14 protein-coding genes are annotated in these 17,565 nt (G+C 73.9%); 7 read left to right on the plus strand and 7 right to left on the minus strand.

All coding sequences use genetic code 11. The annotated features are described in order from the left end of the window. Window positions 1–368 precede the first annotated feature (368 nt). From IO40_RS0105345 to IO40_RS0105355, 3 genes are read left to right on the plus strand one after another with little or no spacing between them, the layout of a single operon-like run. Entirely contained in the window at window positions 369–1,784 is a 1,416-nt protein-coding gene (locus IO40_RS0105345; RefSeq protein WP_031174951.1) for an energy-coupling factor transporter transmembrane component T, read from the plus strand. Then, window positions 1,781–3,634, plus strand: coding sequence for an ABC transporter ATP-binding protein (locus IO40_RS0105350; RefSeq protein ID WP_031028229.1), 1,854 nt, complete (start codon window positions 1,781–1,783; stop codon window positions 3,632–3,634). The genes IO40_RS0105345 and IO40_RS0105350 overlap by 4 nt, the downstream gene beginning before the upstream one ends. Further along, complete coding sequence (locus tag IO40_RS0105355) at window positions 3,631–4,692, plus strand: ECF transporter S component (RefSeq protein ID WP_016468758.1); 1,062 nt, start codon at window positions 3,631–3,633, stop codon at window positions 4,690–4,692. The genes IO40_RS0105350 and IO40_RS0105355 overlap by 4 nt, the downstream gene beginning before the upstream one ends. Before the next feature lie 226 nt (window positions 4,693–4,918). On the opposite strand, the gene IO40_RS37505 is transcribed toward IO40_RS0105355, so the two are convergent. Then, window positions 4,919–5,266, minus strand: a complete 348-nt coding sequence (locus tag IO40_RS37505) for a hypothetical protein (RefSeq protein WP_137017289.1) — start codon at window positions 5,264–5,266, stop codon at window positions 4,919–4,921. 105 nt (window positions 5,267–5,371) lie between these two features. Between IO40_RS37505 and IO40_RS0105360 the strand changes: the two genes are divergently transcribed. Continuing rightward, on the plus strand, window positions 5,372–5,965 hold the full coding sequence (locus IO40_RS0105360) for a TetR/AcrR family transcriptional regulator (protein WP_016468760.1): 594 nt from the start codon (window positions 5,372–5,374) through the stop codon (window positions 5,963–5,965). A gap of 24 nt (window positions 5,966–5,989) precedes the next feature. On the opposite strand, the gene IO40_RS0105365 is transcribed toward IO40_RS0105360, so the two are convergent. Then, window positions 5,990–7,159, minus strand: coding sequence for a steroid 3-ketoacyl-CoA thiolase (locus IO40_RS0105365; protein ID WP_016468761.1), 1,170 nt, complete (start codon window positions 7,157–7,159; stop codon window positions 5,990–5,992). A 226-nt stretch (window positions 7,160–7,385) separates the two neighbouring features. On the opposite strand from IO40_RS0105365, the gene IO40_RS0105370 reads away from it, so the two are divergent. Beyond that, on the plus strand, window positions 7,386–8,663 hold the full coding sequence (locus tag IO40_RS0105370; protein WP_016468762.1) for a cytochrome P450: 1,278 nt from the start codon (window positions 7,386–7,388) through the stop codon (window positions 8,661–8,663). Here the strand turns inward: IO40_RS0105370 and IO40_RS33160 are convergent. Next, window positions 8,635–9,594, minus strand: a complete 960-nt coding sequence (locus IO40_RS33160; protein ID WP_016468763.1) for an AraC family transcriptional regulator — start codon at window positions 9,592–9,594, stop codon at window positions 8,635–8,637. The two genes, IO40_RS0105370 and IO40_RS33160, sit on opposite strands and share 29 nt — an antisense overlap. A gap of 121 nt (window positions 9,595–9,715) precedes the next feature. On the opposite strand from IO40_RS33160, the gene IO40_RS0105380 reads away from it, so the two are divergent. Next, window positions 9,716–10,126: a DUF2000 domain-containing protein gene (locus IO40_RS0105380; RefSeq protein ID WP_016468764.1), complete on the plus strand. Its 411-nt coding sequence runs from the start codon at window positions 9,716–9,718 to the stop codon at window positions 10,124–10,126. Here IO40_RS0105380 and IO40_RS0105385 read toward each other — a convergent pair. Further along, window positions 10,047–12,350, minus strand: a complete 2,304-nt coding sequence (locus IO40_RS0105385; protein ID WP_016468765.1) for a bifunctional glycosyltransferase 87/phosphatase PAP2 family protein — start codon at window positions 12,348–12,350, stop codon at window positions 10,047–10,049. The genes IO40_RS0105380 and IO40_RS0105385 overlap by 80 nt on opposite strands. A 210-nt stretch (window positions 12,351–12,560) precedes the next feature. On the opposite strand from IO40_RS0105385, the gene IO40_RS0105390 reads away from it, so the two are divergent. Then, window positions 12,561–12,923: an antibiotic biosynthesis monooxygenase family protein gene (locus tag IO40_RS0105390; RefSeq protein WP_016468766.1), complete on the plus strand. Its 363-nt coding sequence runs from the start codon at window positions 12,561–12,563 to the stop codon at window positions 12,921–12,923. A gap of 175 nt (window positions 12,924–13,098) precedes the next feature. On the opposite strand, the gene IO40_RS0105395 is transcribed toward IO40_RS0105390, so the two are convergent. From IO40_RS0105395 to IO40_RS0105405, 3 genes are all read right to left on the minus strand, one after another. Next, window positions 13,099–13,758 carry an HAD-IA family hydrolase gene (locus tag IO40_RS0105395; protein WP_031174952.1) on the minus strand — a complete coding sequence of 220 codons (660 nt, stop codon included), beginning with the start codon at window positions 13,756–13,758 and terminating at the stop codon, window positions 13,099–13,101. Window positions 13,759–13,988: 230 nt separating this feature from the next. Beyond that, window positions 13,989–15,389, minus strand: coding sequence for a peptidoglycan-binding protein (locus tag IO40_RS0105400; RefSeq protein ID WP_137034530.1), 1,401 nt, complete (start codon window positions 15,387–15,389; stop codon window positions 13,989–13,991). A gap of 151 nt (window positions 15,390–15,540) precedes the next feature. After that, window positions 15,541–17,541 carry an MDR family MFS transporter gene (locus IO40_RS0105405; RefSeq protein WP_016468769.1) on the minus strand — a complete coding sequence of 667 codons (2,001 nt, stop codon included), beginning with the start codon at window positions 17,539–17,541 and terminating at the stop codon, window positions 15,541–15,543. Between the last annotated feature and the right edge of the window lie 24 nt (window positions 17,542–17,565).

Genomic DNA, 17,565 nt, shown 5'->3' on the forward strand with positions numbered 1-17,565 from the left:
CAGAGCACCGCACCACACCGCGAGCACCGCTCTCCCACCCCCTCCCCCACCCAGCGGCGGAGCACCGCACCGATATGCGAGCACTGCTCACCCTCCGATGGGGAGAGCACCGCACCGACACGCGAGCGCCGCTCACCCCCCGAGGGAGAGAACCCCGCACCACGACAAGAGCCGCGCCGCTCACACCCCAAGGGAGAGGGCACCACACCGACGACACCCATGCACCGCTCGCCCTCCGAGAAAGAGAGCACCCCACAGAAACGAGAGCACCGCTCACCCTCCGACAGAACGAGCGCCGCACCAAAAAAAGAGCACCGCTCACCCCGCCCGCACCGCTCACCCCGCCACCCCCGGAGCACCGCACCAGCATGAGAGCACTGCTCGCGACGCCCCGCCGAGCGGCTGACCACCGCTCCCGTCTGCGTGCGCCGCTCTCTTCCCGGAGCACCGCTCTGCATCCCGGAGCCTGGTGGCTGTGGGCGCTGGGGCTGGCCACCGCAGCCTCCCGCACCACCAACCCGCTGCTCCTGGCCCTGCTGATCGTGGTGGCCGGCTATGTGGTGGCGGTGCGCCGTACCGACGCGCCCTGGGCCCGCTCGTACACGGCGTTCCTGAAGCTGGGTGTGCTGGTGCTCACCATCCGCCTCGTCTTCGCGTTCTTCCTCGGCTCGCCCGTGCCCGGCACCCATGTGCTCGCGGAGCTGCCCGAGGTTCCGCTGCCCGAGTGGGCGCGCGGGGTGCGGATCGGCGGGAGGGTGACGGCCGAGGGCATGGCCTTCGCGCTGTACGACGGTCTGAAGCTGGCGACGCTGCTGGTGTGCGTCGGTGCGGCCAACGCGCTCGCCAACCCGGCGCGGCTGCTCAAGTCGCTGCCGGGGGCGCTGTACGAGGCCGGGGTGGCGGTGGTGGTGGCGATGACGTTCGCGCCCAACCTGGTGGCGGACGTGCGCCGGTTGCGGGCGGCGCGGCGGCTGAGGGGGCGCACGGACCGGGGCCTGCGCGGGGTGGTGCAGGTCGGGCTTCCGGTGCTGGAGGGCGCGTTGGAGCGGTCGGTCGCGCTGGCGGCGGCGATGGACGCCCGTGGTTACGGCCGTACGGCGAAGGTCCCGGATGCCGTGCGGCACATCACCACCGCGCTGACGCTGGGCGGGCTGCTCGGTGTGTGCGCGGGCACGTACGGGCTGCTGGCCGCGCAGGGCGCCGGGTTCGGTCTGCCGGTACTGGTGGCGGGACTGGCTTTGGCGCTGGCGGGGCTGTGGCTGGGCGGCCGGCGGGCGGCCCGGACCCGTTACCGGCCCGACCGGTGGGCGGCGCGGGCGTGGCTGGTGTCCGCGTCCGGCGCGGCTGTCGCCGTGTGCATGATCGTCGCGGCGGACGTTCTGCCCGAAGCGCTGGTGCCGCCCGCCGTACCGCTGCGTGCTCCGGCCTTCCCCCTCTGGCCGGCCGCCGCCGTCCTTCTCGGTCTGCTGCCCGCTGTAGTGGCCCCTGCCCCGGACACCGCACGCTCCGGGGGCGCGCCCCGGCACACCGGCGGTCCCTGTGGCACCGACGGTCCCGGCGGCCCCGGTAGCCCCCATCGCCACAGAGGCTCCGACAGCACCGGCACCCGCAACCGCCCCACCAATTTCCCGTCTTCCCCGCCCCCAACACGGCGAGCAGGCCCCCGGCCGGACGCGGGCACAGGCCGGGGCGCCGACAGCCGTGACGCGGTGGGCGAGGAGGGGGCGTACCGGTCCGTGCGGGCACTGCGCGGCCGGGAGCACGACGAGGAGAACGACCAGTGATCAGCTTCGACCAGGTGTCGGTCGTCTACGACGAGGCGGCGGCTCCCGCGCTGCCCCCGGTGGACGCGCATATTCCCGAGGGGGAGCTGTGTCTGCTGATCGGGCCCAGCGGGGTGGGCAAGTCGACGCTGCTGGGTACCGTTTCCGGACTGGTCCCGCACTTCACCGGGGGCACTCTGCACGGCAGGGTGACCGTGGCGGGCCGCGACACCCGTACCCACAAGCCCCGCGAACTCGCCGATGTCGTCGGCACCGTGGGCCAGGACCCGCTCGCCCACTTCGTCACCGACACCGTGGAGGACGAACTGGCCTACGGCATGGAGTCGCTGGGGCTGGCCCCGGCGACGATGCGCCGCCGCGTGGAGGAGACCCTCGATCTGCTGGGGCTCAACGAACTGCGGGACCGTCCCATCGCCTCCCTTTCCGGCGGCCAGCAGCAGCGGGTGGCCATCGGGTCGGTGCTGACGCCGCATCCGCGGGTTCTCGTCCTGGACGAGCCGACCTCCGCGCTGGATCCGCCGGCGGCGGAGGAGGTTCTCGCCGTCGTCCAGCGGCTGGTGCACGATCTGGGCACCACCGTGCTGATGGCGGAGCACCGGCTGGAGCGTGTGGTGCAGTACGCGGACCGGGTGCTGCTGCTGACGCCGGACGGCGGGGCGCGGCTGGGCGACCCGGCGGCGTTGCTCGCGGTCTCGCCCGTCCGCCCGCCCGTGGTGGAGCTGGGGCAGTTGGCGGGCTGGGATCCGCTGCCGTTGTCCGTACGGGACGCCCGTCGCCGGGCGACCGGTCTACGGGACCGGCTGGCTGCGCGGCTGCCGCCCTCGCCGGTGCCCGCACGGGTGCCCCCGCCGTCGCAGGAACCGCAGCCATCGCAGGAATCCCAGCCGTCGCAGGCGCCCGCACAGGCGCCCCCGCCATCGCAGGCGCCCGCATCGGCATCGCAGACGCCCCCGCCGTCACCGGTGCCGCGGGCCCGTACGGGGCGGAAGCCGTCGGGGGTGCGGAGTCGGCGCGGGAGGACCGAAGCCGCCGAGGACGCCGGGGCACAGGTGCGGGACAAAAGCGCCGGTCGCACCGGTGCGGCCGTCTCCTCTTCCTCCGGCCCGCTCGTCGAGGTGTCCCGGCTCACGCTGGTGCGGGGCCGGGTGACCGCGCTGCACGAGGTGGACCTGTCCGTACGGGCGGGAGAGACCGTGGCCTTGATGGGGCGCAACGGTGCCGGCAAGTCGACTCTGCTCAACACCCTGGTGGGCCTGCACCGTCCTACTTCGGGGCGGGTCACCGTGGCGGGCAAGGTGCCGCACCGCACCCGGCCGGCTCAGCTGCTGCGGCACGCCGGTCTCGTCCCGCAGGAGCCGCGCGATCTGCTCTACGCGGACACCGTCGCCAGGGAGTGCCGGGCCGCGGACGCGGACGCGGGTGCCGAGCCCGGCAGTTGCCGTGCACTGGTCTCCCGGCTGCTGCCGGACATTCCCGACACCGCGCACCCGCGGGACCTGTCGGAAGGGCAGCGGCTGACGCTCGCCCTGGCCGTCATCCTGACGGCGAAGCCGCCCGTGCTGCTGCTGGACGAGCCCACCCGCGGCCTCGACTACGCGGCGAAGAGCCGGCTGGTGACGGTGTTGCGCGAGCTGTCCGAGGCGGGACACGCCCTCATGCTGGCCACGCACGATGTCGAGCTCGTGGCCGAGATCGCCGACCGTGTCGTCGTTCTCGCCCAGGGCGAGCCCGTGGCCGACGGTCCCACCCACGAGGTGGTGACCTCCTCCCCCGCGTACGCCCCGCAGGTCTCCAAGATCCTTGCGCCTCAGCCGTGGCTGACGGTGGGACAGGTCCGGGAGGCGCTGTGAGCCCGCGTACGCGGCGTCCTCGTTCCGCCCGGGCTTCCGCGCAACGGGTCAGGGCGATCCGGCTGGGCCCCAAGTCCCTGGCCGCGCTGGTGCTGACCAGCGCCACGGGTGTGGCCGCCTTCGCCTGGCCGCTGCTGGCAGACCGGACGTCCGGGCTGGCGCACTCGCAGGACGCGCCCTGGCTGTTCGCCGCGCTCCTGCCCCTTCTGCTGGCGGTCGCCGTCGCGACCGTCTCCGAGACCGGTCTGGACGCCAAGGCCGTGGCCATGCTGGGGGTGCTGGCCGCGGCGGGTGCCGCGCTGCGACCGCTGGGCGCGGGTACCGCCGGTCTGGAGCCGATGTTCTTCCTCATGGTGCTCTCCGGGCGGGTGCTGGGACCGGGTTTCGGTTTCGTGCTGGGTGCGGTCTCGATGTTCGCCGGGGCCCTGCTGACCGGCGGGGTCGGGCCGTGGCTGCCGTTCCAGATGCTGTCGATGGGCTGGGTGTCCATGGGTGCCGGGTTGCTGCCGGGGCCGGCCACCGTGCGCGGCCGGTGGGAGCTGCTGCTCCTCTCCGGCTACGGGGCGGTGTCCGCGCTGCTGTACGGCCTGGTGATGAACATGCAGGGCTGGCCGTACATCGCGGGGCTGGGGTCGGGGATGTCGTTCGTGCCCGGCGATCCGCTCGGGGAGAACCTGGCCCGGTACGGGGCATACGTATTGGCCACCTCTCTCGGCTGGGACGTGCCGCGGGCGCTGCTTACGGTCGTGCTCACGTTGACGTTGGGCGGGACGGTGCTGCGGGCGCTGCGCCGGGCCACCCGGCGTGCCGCCTTCGACGCGCCCCCCGCGTTCGCGGAGGGGCCCGAAGACGCGGGACGAGCAGAAAGCGGCGAGCCGGCCACGACCGCCGTGCCGACCGGAAGCGACGAGCCGGCCACGGCCGCCGCACAGCCCCGAACCGGCGAACCGGCCACGGCCCCCCACACGCAGCCCCGGACCGGCGAGCCGGCCACAGCCCCCGAACAGCCCCGAAGCGGCGAGCCGGCCCGCAGTGAGCGGCCGGGCGGAAGCAGCTAGCCGACCCCCGTGCCCAGCCGGGCAGCGCCGCGAGCGGCGAGGGGCAGGGGCACGGCAGCACCGAGGACAACCGGCACCGCGGTTCCGGCAGTCCGGGGCACCGGAGAGCCGAGCGTCGCGCAGCGAACGGCTGTGGAGGTTGCCGCGTTCCTGCCCGACCCCGACGGGCAGGAACGCGGCGTGCGGTGCGGACTCCGGCGGCGTGGCCGCGCGGCGGTCCCGCGGTTCAGTGGCCGGTGAGCTGCACCAGGGCGGCCGGGGCGGCGGGTGGCAGACCGGGTATCCCCGTACGGGCGGTGCGCTGGCGCCCGGGGGTTCCGGCGCGGCCGGCGCGGCGGTGGGGTATTCGGTGGGACGCCGTCGGCGAGAGCGCCGCGGCAAGGGTGGACGCGCGCAGCAACGTCGCCGCGGCAGAGGCGGACGCGCGCAGTGTCGTACGCGGTCGGCGGGGTGCGGGGCCGGTGCGGTGCTCCGCCGCCGTCCAGGTTCGGCCGACGACGGCCGGGGCCGCGTACGGCCCGGCCCCCGTCGGCTCCTCGAAGCGCGCCCGAGGCGATATGACGTGCTCGAACATGCTTCGCCCCCCGTTCCCCCGTGCGGCAGGAGAACGCGCGTTCTCCGCCGTAGCGAGAGAGTATCGTAGAGAACGACGGTTCTCAAGATGCTGGGAGAGCGGACGATGAGCGGCGAGGACAGCACCGGGACCGAGGCTCGCATCCTCAGCGCGGCCGACGCACTCTTCTACGAACACGGCGTGCAGGCCGTGGGGATGGACCGCGTCCGGGACGCCTCGGGCGTCTCGCTCAAGAAGATCTACCAGTGTTTCCCCTCCAAGGGCGCGCTGGTCGAGGCGTATCTGCGCCGTCGTGACCAGTGGGCGCGGACGGCGCTGGAGGAGCGGGTGGCCCGGTACACCGATCCGGAGGCACGGGTGCTCGCCGTCTTCGACTGGCTCTACGAGTGGGTGGACGGCCCGGACTTCCACGGCTGCGCCTTCATCAACGCGTTCGGCGAGCTGGGTGCGGACTCGCAGGCGGTCGCCGAGGCGGTGCGCGACCACAAGACGGCGGTCCGCACCTATCTGCGCAACCTCGCTCACGAGACGGGCGCCGCCGACCCCGACTGGCTGGGGGGCCAGTTGGCCGTCCTGCTGGACGGGGCGATGAGCAACGCCTCCATCACGGACTCGCCCGACCCCGCCCGGCACGCCCGGTCCGCCGCCAGGACGCTGCTGCGCGGCGCGGCCGTCGAGGAGGCCCCCGCCGCGGTCTGAGCGCCGCCGCGGCCCCGCAGCCCCCTACAGGCGCTGGAGGATGGTCGCGGTCGACAGGGCGCCGCCCGCGCACATGGTGATCAGGGCGAACTCCTTGTCGGTGCGTTCGAGTTCGTGGAGCGCGGTGGTGAGGAGACGGGCCCCGGTGGCGCCGACGGGGTGGCCCAGGGCGATGGCGCCGCCGTTGACATTGACCTTCTCCAGGTCCTGTTCGAAGACCTGCGCCCAGGACAGGACGACGGAGGCGAAGGCTTCGTTGATCTCGACGAGGTCGATGTCCTTGAGCGACATGCCGGCCTTGCCCAGGACGGCGCGGGTCGCGTCGACGGGCCCGTCGAGGTGGAAGTGGGGGTCCGCGCCGACGAGGGCCTGGGCGACGATGCGTGCGCGGGGCCGGAGCTTGAGCGCGCGGGCCATGCGCTTGGAGGCCCACATGACCGCCGCGGCGCCGTCGGAGATCTGGGAGGAGTTGCCGGCGGTGTGCACGGCTGCGGGCAGCACGGGTTTCAGAGCGGCGAGCGCTTCCATGGAGGTGTCGCGGAGTCCTTCGTCGCGTTCGACGGAGCGCCACATGCCCTGACCGGCGGCCTGTTCCTCCTCGGTGGTGGGCACCTGGACGGCGAACGTCTCACGTTTGAAGCGTTCCTCGGCCCAGGCGCGGGCGGCGCGTTCCTGGGAGAGGAGGCCGAGGGCGTCGACGCATTCGCGGGTGAGGCCGCGGTGGCGGGCGATGCGTTCGGCGGCCTCGAACTGGTTGGGCAGGTCGATGTTCCACTCGTCGGGCCAGGGCTTGCCGGGGCCGTGTTTGGAGCCGCTGCCCAGCGGTACGCGGGACATGGCCTCGACGCCGCAGCCGATGCCGATGTCGATGACGCCGGCGGCGACCATGTTGGCGACCATGTGGTTGGCCTGCTGGGAGGAGCCGCACTGGCAGTCGACGGTGGTGGCGGCCGTCTCGTAGGGCAGGCCCACGGCGAGCCAGGCGTTGCGTGCGGGGTTCATCGACTGTTCGCCGGCGTGGGTGACGGTGCCGCCGACGATCTGTTCGACGCAGTCGGCGTGGATGCCGGTGCGGCCGAGGAGTTCGCGGTAGGTCTCGCCCAGCAGATAGGCGGGGTGCAGGGTGGCGAGGGCGCCGGAGCGCTTGCCGATGGGGGTGCGTACCGCTTCGACGATGACGGGTTCGGCGGCCATGAGTCCTGTCCTCCAGCCCGGCTGGCTCGCCACCAGCACAACTAGTACGCGTTCTAGTTCCTCGGACAGTGTGAGGAGCCTCTTCCCCGCGGCGCAAGGGGCGTGCACGAGTCCGGTGCACGCTCCGTACGCAAGTTCTCACGCCGTGAGCCTTGCCACTTGTAGAACCCGTTACTACCTTCGGCACGGTTCTGATGGGTCGTCAGACGGAGTGGAGCTGCTGCCGATGTCCTCCTGCCCCGCGCTGCCCGACGGGTTCGACTTCACCGACCCGGACGTCTACCAAGAGCGCGTCCCCCTCCCCGAGTTCGCCCTGCTGCGCGAGACGGCGCCCGTGTGGTGGAACCGCCAGCCCCACGGCGTGGCCGGCTTCGCGGACGACGGGTACTGGGTGGTGACCCGGCACGCGGACGTCAAGGAGGTCTCCACCCACCCGGAGCTGTACTCCTCCAACGTCAACACGGCCGTCATCCGCTTCGCCGAGCACATGACGCGCGACCAGATCGACATCCAGAAGCTCATCATGCTCAACATGGACCCGCCCGAACACACCCGGGTCCGCCAGATCGTGCAGCGCGGCTTCACCCCGCGCGCCATCCGCGCCCTGGAGACGGCCCTGCGCGAGCGGGCCGAGCGCATCGTGCGCACCGCGAAGGAGAGCGGCAGCGGGGACTTCGTCACCGACATCGCCGTCGAACTGCCGCTCCAGGCCATCGCCGAACTCATCGGCGTCCCGCAGGAGGACCGCTCCCGCATCTTCGACTGGTCCAACAAGATGGTCGCCTACGACGACCCCGAGTACGCCATCACGGAGGAGGTCGGCACCCAGTCGGCCGCGGAGCTCGTCTCGTACGCCATGACGATGGCCGAGGCCCGCAAGGAGTGCCCCGCCCACTACGCCGGCCCGTCGGGCGGGGGCGGGAGCGTGGGCGAGGACATCGTCAGCAAACTGGTGGCCGCCGAGGGCGAGGGCAACCTGAACGCCGACGAGTTCGGCTTCTTCGTCATCCTGCTGGCCGTCGCCGGCAACGAGACGACGCGCAACGCCATCAGTCACGGCATGCACGCCTTCCTCACCCACCCAGGGCAGTGGGAGCTGTTCAAGGCGGAACGGCCACAGACCGCCGCCGAGGAGATCGTGCGCTGGGCCACCCCCGTGGTGTCCTTCCAGCGGACCGCCACCCAGGACACCGAACTGGGCGGGTGCAAGATCAGCGCCGGGGAGCGGGTCGGTCTCTTCTACTCCTCCGCCAACAACGATCCGGAGGTCTTCGACGCGCCGGACGTCTTCGACATCACCCGCGACCCCAACCCGCATCTGGGCTTCGGCGGCGGTGGCCCGCACTTCTGTCTGGGCAAGAACCTCGCCGTGCTGGAGATCAACCTGATCTTCAACGCCATCGCCGATCTGGTGCCCGGCATCCGGCTGGCCGGTCCCGACCCGCGCCGGCTCCGCTCCGCCTGGATCAACGGCATCAAGGAGCTGCGGGTCCACTACGGGTGAGGGGCACCGTCCCGCGCACCGGAGCGCCTCCCGGGCGCGGGGCACCGTCCGCCTCGCGCCCCGGGGCGTGCGGCCCGCGCGCGTAGGCCCCCGGGGTGATGCCGTAGGAGCGGACGAACCAGCGGTGCAGATGGGCCTGGTCGGCGAAGCCGCAGTGGGCCGCCGCCTCGGCCGCCGTGGCGCCGGCCGCCAGCATCCGGCGGGCCCGGCGCAGCCGGAGCTGCCGCTGGAAGTCGCTGGGCGGCATGCCGAGTTCGGCCCGGAAGGCCCGGTAGAGGGCGAACCGGCTGCACCCGGCGGCCTGTGCCAGCCGTTCGGCCGTGACCTCCTGCGCCCACTCGTCGGCCAGCAGCTGCCGGGCCCGGTGGACCGCCGCCGACCCGGCGCGCGCCGTCATGGTCCGCGCCGGGGTCCGCGCGCCCCTGCGCACCATGGCCAGTACCGCTTCCGTCAGCCGCTCGTCGCGCACCAGCGGGCCCGCCGCCGCACCGCCCAGCAGCGCCGCGTGCAGCCGCAGCAACGCCTGCCGCAGCACCGGGTCCTCCCGTACCGGCTGCGGGAACAGCGGCATGGGAGCCCGGCGGCCGGCCGCGTCGGTGAGCACGGAGCGCACCAGGTCCGGGCCCAGGTGGACGATGCGGTAGGTGAACCCCGCCGGGACGGCCGCCTCGCCGTCGTGCGGGTCGTCCGGGTTGAAGGCCATCACCATGCCCGCGCCGCTGGTGTGGTCGTCGCCCCGGCAGTGGAAGCGCTGGGCGCCCGTCTCGGTCACGGCGAACGAGTAGGCGTCATGGCTGTGCCGGTGGAAGACGTGCCCGGTGAAGTGGGCGCGCATGGCCTCCAGCGGGCGGTCGGGGTCCCGCCAGTAGCGCACCCAGTCCCCCGGCGCGCTCCCGCCGGGCCGCTCCTGAGCCCGGTCGCGCCCTGCCATGACGGCCAGTCTGCCAGCGCCCCGTCCCGCCGGCCCGCCCGGCCCCGGCCGCACGGTCCTGCTCACCGGGTGCGCACCAGCGTTCAAGACGGGCGGCGGGGGCGTCGGCCAGGGTGAGGGCATGCGTTACGACACGAAGATCGCCGTGGTCGTCCGCGCGGACCTGGCGGACTGGCAGAAGCTGAACGTCACCGCCTTCCTGGCCAGCGGTATCGCCCACGCCTCCGACACCGTCATGGGCGAGCCGTACCAGGACGCTTCGGACAACCGTTATCTGCCGCTGGTGCGCGAGCCCGTACTGTGCTTCGCCGCCGACGCGGAAGGGCTCGCCACCGCACACCGGCGGGCCCTGGGCCGCGGTCTGGCCACCGCCGTCTACACCGACGAGATGTTCGCCACCGGCAACGACGCGGACAACCGTGCCGTCGTCCGCGCCGTCGAGGCGGACAAACTCACTCTCGCCGGGCTGGGGCTGTACGGTCCCCGGAACGCGGTGGACCGAGCGGTGAAGGGGCTGAAGCTGCACGGCTGACGCCGTCCTCCCCCGGTGCCGCGGACCGCGCCCGGGGGACCTCCCCCTCGGCGGTGCCGCCGTCCGGACTCGGGGCCCGGCCCGCGGCGGCGGCGGTTCCGGTGGCGGTCGCCTCCTCGTCCGGTGTGCCGTCCTGCGGTGCGGGGGTGGCGGCGGACCCGGCGTCGCGGGCGGCCGGTGCCCGGCGGGCACGCAGCCTGTCGAACCACCGCTGGGCGGCGAATCCCACCGTGACGACCAGTACCCCGCCCACCGCGTCGAGCACGTAGTGGTTGGCGGTGGACATCACCACGAACGTCGTGGCCAGCGGGTAGAGCGCGCCCAGCGTCCGCAGCCAGACGTTCCGGGTCAGCAGGAAGACGATCACGGCACACCACAGCGACCAGCCCACGTGCAGCGACGGCATCGCCGCGTACTGGTTGGACAGCTCCGTCAACGCGCCGAAGTCGGGGTTGGACAGGTCCTGCGGGCCGTGCGCGGTGTCCACGAAGCCGGCACCCGGCATCAGCCGCGGCGGCGCCAGCGGGTACAGCCAGAACCCGACCAGCCCCAGCAGGGTGGCGCAGCCCAGCGCCGTGCGAGCCCCCCGGTAGCGGCCCGCGCCGCGTACGTACAGCCAGGCCAGCAGGGCGATGGGCACCAGGAAGTGGAAGGTCGAGTAGTAGAAGTCGCACGCGTGGCGCAGCCACGGGGTGCGGACGGCCAGGCTGTTGAAGGTGTGCTCGATGTCGATGTGCAGGAACGACTCGGCAGCCATGATCTGGTCGCCGTGGCCCTCCGCCAGGGACCGGGAGTCGGGGGCGTGCCCGCGCACGTAGGAGTACGCCCAGTACCAGACGCGGATCAGCAGCAGTTCCAGCATCAGATTGGGCCGGCTGCCCGCGGTCATCGGCTCGGGCGCGTCCCAGCCGGCCGCGTCCCGGCGCAGGAAGGGGATGACGCACGCCGCCAGCAGGGCCGCCAGCAGCACCGCGTTGTCACCGAGCCACCCGAAGACGGCTATCTTCGGCACGAGTGCGCTGCCGTCCAGCGTCATCACCATGGCGACGAACACCGGCCACACCAGCCGGTCCCCGGTGCGCCGCCCCACGCGGCCGGCGACGGCCAGGAGGACCCACAGCTGCTGGTGCTGCCAGGCGACCGGCGAGGCGAGGACGACGGCGCAGCCGGTGATCGCGGCGGCCAGCAGCCACTGCCCGTCCCGGGCGTAGCGCACGGCGCGGCGCAGCGCCAGCCAGCCGATCCCGGCCACCAGCACCACCAGCAGCACCACTTCGGCCGGTCCGCGCAGTCCGGCGCGCAGCAGGACGCCGTGCAGCGACTGGTTGGCGGTGGCGTCCGCCGGATCGCCCAGGCCGGTGCCGGCGAGGTGGTGAATCCAGTACGTCCACGAGTCGTCCGGCATGACGGCCCAGGTCGCCAGCGTGCAGACCAGGAACGTACCGGCGCCGGCGACCGCCGCCCGGCGGCGCCCGGTGAACCACAGCAGCGGCAGGAACAGCAGCGTCGCCGGCTGCAGCGCGCAGGCGATGCCGATGAGCAGCCCGCTCGTCCGGGCGCCCAGCGGCGCGGCGGGGCGTGCGACGACGGCCCCCGCCCCCGCCGCAGCGGCGGTCCCGGCGGTGGTCTCCCGCTCGCCGCGTGCACCGCCCAGCAGCCAGCCGACGAGCACCAGCAGCATCGGCAGCACACTGGTCTGGCCCAGGTGGAAGGTGTTGCGCACGGGGACGGAGAGCGCCAGCAGGATGAGCGCGGCCGGCGGGGCGCACAGCGCGGTACGCCGTGAGACCGGTCCGGGCAGCGCCCTGGCGGCCAGGATGCCCAGCGCGGCCACCAGCAGCAGGGTGCCGAACGTCCAGATGACGCCGAGGCCCTGCTCGGCGGCGCGGGTCAGCGGTTTGAGTACCAGGCCCGCGAAGGGCGTGCCGGTGAACGGCTCGTTCCCGTCGTAGAGGGAGCCGTGCAGCCGCAGTACGCCGTTGTCGCCGAGCCAGGTGAACAGGTCGACGAGCCGTTCCTCCTGCGGGAGGCGGAGCACGGCGGCCACCTGGCGGGCCGCCAGGGCGAGGGCGAGCGCCCACAGGCCCGCCAGGGCCAGGCCCGAGCGCGGCCCCAGCCGGCCCCACTGCCGGACAGCCCGCCACCAGGGGCCGCTCCCGTCCGGGCCCCACTTTCCGCCCCGGTCCGGCCCCTTGGGCCCGTCCGCCACCGTCTCCGCCGCCACGCCCCGCCGTCTCCGTCCTGTCCGCCGGTCCGGTTTCCCCGCCGGATTCCCGCTCTCGCCCGGAGCCGCGCGGTGCTCGCCGGCGGCCCTTCTGGTCAGACGCGAGAAACCTACTCGCTACCTGACAGCCGTGTCCGGTCGGTTGACCAGACCAGGACAAGCCACCCGCCGGGGCACGGACCGCCCCGACGGGTGAGGCAGGATGGGCCCATGAGCATCGTCAAGATCAACGTGCTGACCGTACCGGCCGAGCAGCGTGAGGTGCTGGAAGAGCGCTTCGGGGCCCGCAAGGGTTTCGTGGAGAGCGCCGACGGCTTCGAGTGGTTCGAGTTGCTGCGCCCGCTGGAGGGCACCGACCGGTACCTCGTCTACACCCGCTGGCGGGACGAGGAGTCCTTCCAGGCGTGGATGAACGGCCCGATGAAGGAGGCGCACCAGCGCGGCAAGGGCGACGACAGCGGCGGGACGGCCGCCGAGAGCACCGACGGCGGCGCCGAGCGCCCCAGGCCGGCCGCGACCGGTTCGGAGGTCTGGTCGTTCGAGGTCGTCCAGCAGGCCCCGCCCAAGAAGTGACGCGGTGAGCGCGTGACCCGCGCGAGCGCCGCCCCGCCACCGGCCCCGGCCGCCCCGAGCGGGCGGCGCGGCCCGCATCCTCTCCGGGCCGGCCGCTCCCGTTCCGGGAAGGTCCGGCCCGGCTCCGGGAAGGTCTGGCCCCATTCCCGGAAGGCCCATTACCGGAAGTCCGGTCTCAGTCCGTGAAGGTGAGGCGCAGGCGGCCGTCCGACAGGGGCGTCACCCGTACGTGTTCCAGGTCGGGGACGTGCACCGTCGGGCCGTGCTCGGCGGCGCGGGGGCCGATGCCGACCACCGGCATCCCGGCGGCGAGACCCGCGGCGATGCCCGCGGCGGAGTCCTCGAAGACGGCGCAGTCCGCCGCCGGGAAGCCGAGTTCGGCGGCGCCCTTGAGGAAGCCCTCCGGGTCGGGCTTGCTGGCGCTCACATCCGCGGCGGTGATCCGCACCTGCGGCATCCGCAGTCCGGCCGCCACCATCCGGGCCGAGGCCAGGTCGGGCGGCGCCGAGGTGACCAGGGCGTGCGGCAGATCCTGGAGCGCGGCGAGGAAGGCCGGGGCGCCGGGCACGGGGACGATGCCCTCGGTGTCGGCGTTCTCTGCGGCGAGCAGCACCCGGTTCTCGGCGATGTTGCGCTCCATGGGCCGGTCCGGCAGGAGCGTGGCCATCGTCACGTGCCCCTGGCGGCCGTGGGCGACGCGCAGCACCTCCTCCGGGTCGAGTCCGTGCTCGACGGCCCAGCCCCGCCAGACCCGGGCGACCACCGCGTCGGAGTTGACGAGGGTGCCGTCCATGTCGAGCAGCAGCCCGCGAACGGTGATCGGCGGTGTGGGCATGCGGGGCTCCCTGGGGCACGGCCGGCGTACGGCCCGACGGGTACGCGCGGGTGACGGACGAGAAACAGATGGCCCGCCCGCCGGTCAGGGACGCCCCTCCCGTACGGCGCGGCCCACCGGGCGCGCGGCCCGCAGCGGGGCGAGGGGCACGGGCGGAACCATTTGTTTCTTCATCATACAAACCGGGGGCAGCACCCGGCCAGCCCCGTTCGCCCGGCCGTGCCCCCTCCTCACCCGGAGGTTCGGGCCTCCAGATGACGGCGGGTGGCGGGGCCGTAGTCGCCGGGGGTGTCGTCCTGGATGTGGTAGCGCGCCTGGTAGCGGAAGACGCCCTCCTGGACGCGGGTGGAGTAGACGCCGTCCTCCTCCGCGTCGCGGTCGTAGAACCCGGCCTCCTTCAGCCGCCGCTGCAACTCGGCGACCTGCGCGCCCGAGTCGCCGGGGCGCAGCGTGCCGCCGGAGGTACGGTCCGGCCTCCCGCGGTCCCCGCGCTCGTCGTCCCGGTCCTCGCCCTTGTCGCGGCGGGACGGGGAGGCCTCCGGGCTGCGGGACGGCGAGGGAGGCGCGACGTGTGCGTCGCTGTCCCGGTCGGCGCGGGCGGTGCCCCCGGCGTCGGGGCGCGACGGTGCGGAGGCGGACGGACCGCTGGGCGGCGCCGTCGGCCCCTGGGACGGGGAGGCGGTGGGCAGTGCGTGGGTGGGGGCGTCGGTGGGCAGGGTCCGCAGGGCGCGGCCGTCCTCGCTGTGGCCGCCCCGGTCGGTGAGGATCTGCGTCGTCAGCAGGCCGGCACCGAGTACGGCGGCCACCCCGACCCCCGCGAAGACGGCCGTGCTCGGTCTGCGGCGCTCCTGCGGGCGGCGGTGCACGGCGGGCGCGCCGGAACCGGACGGCGGGGCGGTCTCCCCCGTGCCGTCCCCCGTGCGACGGCCGGCCCGGGTACGGCGGTCGCCGCGGGCCCGGCCACCGTCACCGACGACGGCGGGCAGTTCGGCGGTCTCCTCCGTGCCGTGCGCCGCGAACGGCGACAGGTCCGGCAGCGGCGGGCTCTGACCGTCGCCCACGCCGGGAAGGGTCACCCGGGGCGGTTCGGCGGCGGGGTCCGGTTCCGGCGGGGTGTCCGCCGCGGCGGCCGTCCCGGCCTCGTGCAGCCGCACGTAGGGACGTATGTGCAGCGGATCGTCCGCCGGGTGCGCCGCTCCGCCCTCTTCCGGGGGACGCCCGGTTCCTCCCCCTTCGGGGGCCTGTGGGGTTTTGGGGTCCTGTGGGGCTCCTGGACTCTGCGAGACGTGGGGGCTCGGTGGGGGTACTGGGCTCTGTGGGGGTACGGCGTCCTGCGGGCGTTCGGCCTCCTGTGGGGCGCGCGCCGCTCCGTCGTCCTCCTGGCCGTGCGCCACTCCGCCCTCTCCCCCGGCGTGCGCCGCCCGGTACCGCTCCGGGGCGGGCGCCGCCCGGTGCTGCTCACGGTCGTGCGCCTCCGCGCCGTCCACCGGGTTCGGCGACGGTCCGGTGTCCTGCCGCCACGGGTGTGCTCCCCCGTCCTCGCGGGTGCCGCGCCCGGACGCGGCCCGGGGCCCGTGTCCGCACGCCGGAGTGCTTCCCCCGCACTCGGGACAGCGTTCGTCCCCCGTCATCCCGACCCCTCCCCTGGCACCGCCCCGTCGTCGGGCTCACGGCGGCCGTGCCCGAATCGCCAGCAACTGTCCAGTGGTGGACCATACGCCGTCCAGGTCGGTCAGGGTCAAGCGCGTGGGGAGAACCTCACAAGGGGGCCGGCCCGGCCCGCTAGGCGGCCCGCGGCGGCTGCGTACCGCCCGTCTCCTCGTTGAGCCGGCGCACCAGTTCCGTCAGGTCGGTGGGCCGGTCCGGGGTCCACCAGTCGCCGAGCAGGTCCGCCAGCAGTTGCTGCCGGGCGTCGGAGAGGGCCCGCGCCGCCTGTTCGCCACGCGCGGTCGCCACCAGTTCCAGGCCCTCCCTGGTCGCCAGGCCCCGTTCCTCCAGCTCCCGGGCGCCGTCGGCGACGACCCGGCGCGGCACCGTACCGGTGTCCTCCAGCAGGGCGGGCTCCACCGGTCCGTCGTGGTGCACCCGCAGCAGCAGCCAGGTGGCGGCCGGTGCCAGGTCGAGCCCCGCGGTCTGCGCGGTGCGCGCGTACAGGTCGCGCCGTCCCTCGATGGTGCCGAGCCGGGAGAGGGCGCGGGTGACCTCGTCGGCGGAGGTGCGGTCCACGGGGCAGGGGCCCAGCGTCTCGCTCTCGTCGGGCACCTGCACGCTGCGGCGCAGCTTCTGCTCGCGCAGGAACCAGGTCAGCAGGAAGGCGAGGGCGGCCAGCGGCGAGGCGTACAGGAAGACGTCGGTGATGGCGGTGGAGTAGGCGTCCAGTACCCCGCGCCGGGCGGGGGGCGGGAGCCGGCCGATGGAGTGCGGGTCGTGTTTGAGCGCCTCGGGCGTCAGTCCCCGGGGCAGCCGCATGCCGCGCAGGGCGTCGGCCAGCTTGCCGCCGAGCCGGGAGGCGAAGATCGCGCCGAAGACCGCGACGCCGACGGAGGCGCCGACGGAGCGGAAGAAGGTGACGCCGGAGGTGGCCACGCCCAGGTCGGCGTAGCGCACGGCGTTCTGCGCCACCAGCACCAGTACCTGGAGCACCATGCCCAGGCCGAGCCCGAAGACGGCGAAGTAGGTGCCCATCTCCCACTCGGAGCTGCCGGGGGTCATCCGGTGCAGCAGGACGAGCCCCACCGTGGTGACGGCGGTGCCCAGGACGGGGAACACCTTCCAGTGCCCGGTGTGGGTGATCAGCTGGCCGGACACGGTGGAGGAGACGAGCACGCCCAGCACCATCGGCAGCATGTGGACGCCGGACATCGTCGGCGTGATCCCGTGCACCACCTGGAGGAACGTCGGCAGGTAGGTCATGCAGCCGAACATGGCGAAGCCGACGACGAAACTGATCGCCGCACTCAGCGTGAAGTTGCGCACGGCGAAGATGCTCGGCGGCAGCACCGGTTCCGCCGCCCGCCGCTCGACCACGACGAAGCAGGCCAGCAGCACGGCGGCCAGCACGGCCAGCCCGTAGGTCTGCCCCGAGTTCCACGGCCAGGACGTACCGCCCAGCGAGGTGCCCAGGACGACGCAGGTGGCGACGGCCGCGATCAGGACCGTGCCCAGGTAGTCGATGGTGTGCGGGTGCCGGCTCACCGGCAGGTGCAGCGCCAGGGCGATCACCACCAAGGCGACGGCCCCGATGGGCAGGTTGATGTAGAAGACCCACCGCCAGTCCAGGTGCTCGGTGAAGAATCCGCCCAGCAGCGGGCCCAGCACGCTGGTGGTGCCGAAGACGGCGCCGAACAGCCCCTGGTACCGGCCGCGCTCCCGGGGCGGCACCAGGTCGCCGACGATCGCCATGGACAGGGTGATCAGTCCGCCGCCCCCCAGCCCCTGCACGGCGCGGAACGCGATGAGCTGCCCCATGCTCTGGGCGATGCCGCACAGCGCGGAGCCGGCCAGGAAGATGACGATCGCCGTCTGGAAGAGGCGTTTGCGCCCGTACTGGTCGCCGAGCTTGCCCCACAGCGGGGTGACCGCCGTGACCGCCAGCAGATAGGCGGTGACCACCCAGGAGAGGTGTTCCATGCCGCCCAGGTCGCTGACGATGGTGGGCAGCGCGGTGGCGACGATCGTCTGGTCGAGCGCGGCCAGCAGCAGGCCCAGCAGGAGCGCACCGATGGGCAGCAGCACTCCGCGTGTGCCGGAGGCCGCCGGTGCCGCCGCGTCTTCCCCGCTCATGCCTCCACGGTGGGGCCACGGCCG

Source organism: Streptomyces albus subsp. albus (assembly GCF_000725885.1).
Taxonomy (GTDB): domain Bacteria; phylum Actinomycetota; class Actinomycetes; order Streptomycetales; family Streptomycetaceae; genus Streptomyces; species Streptomyces albus.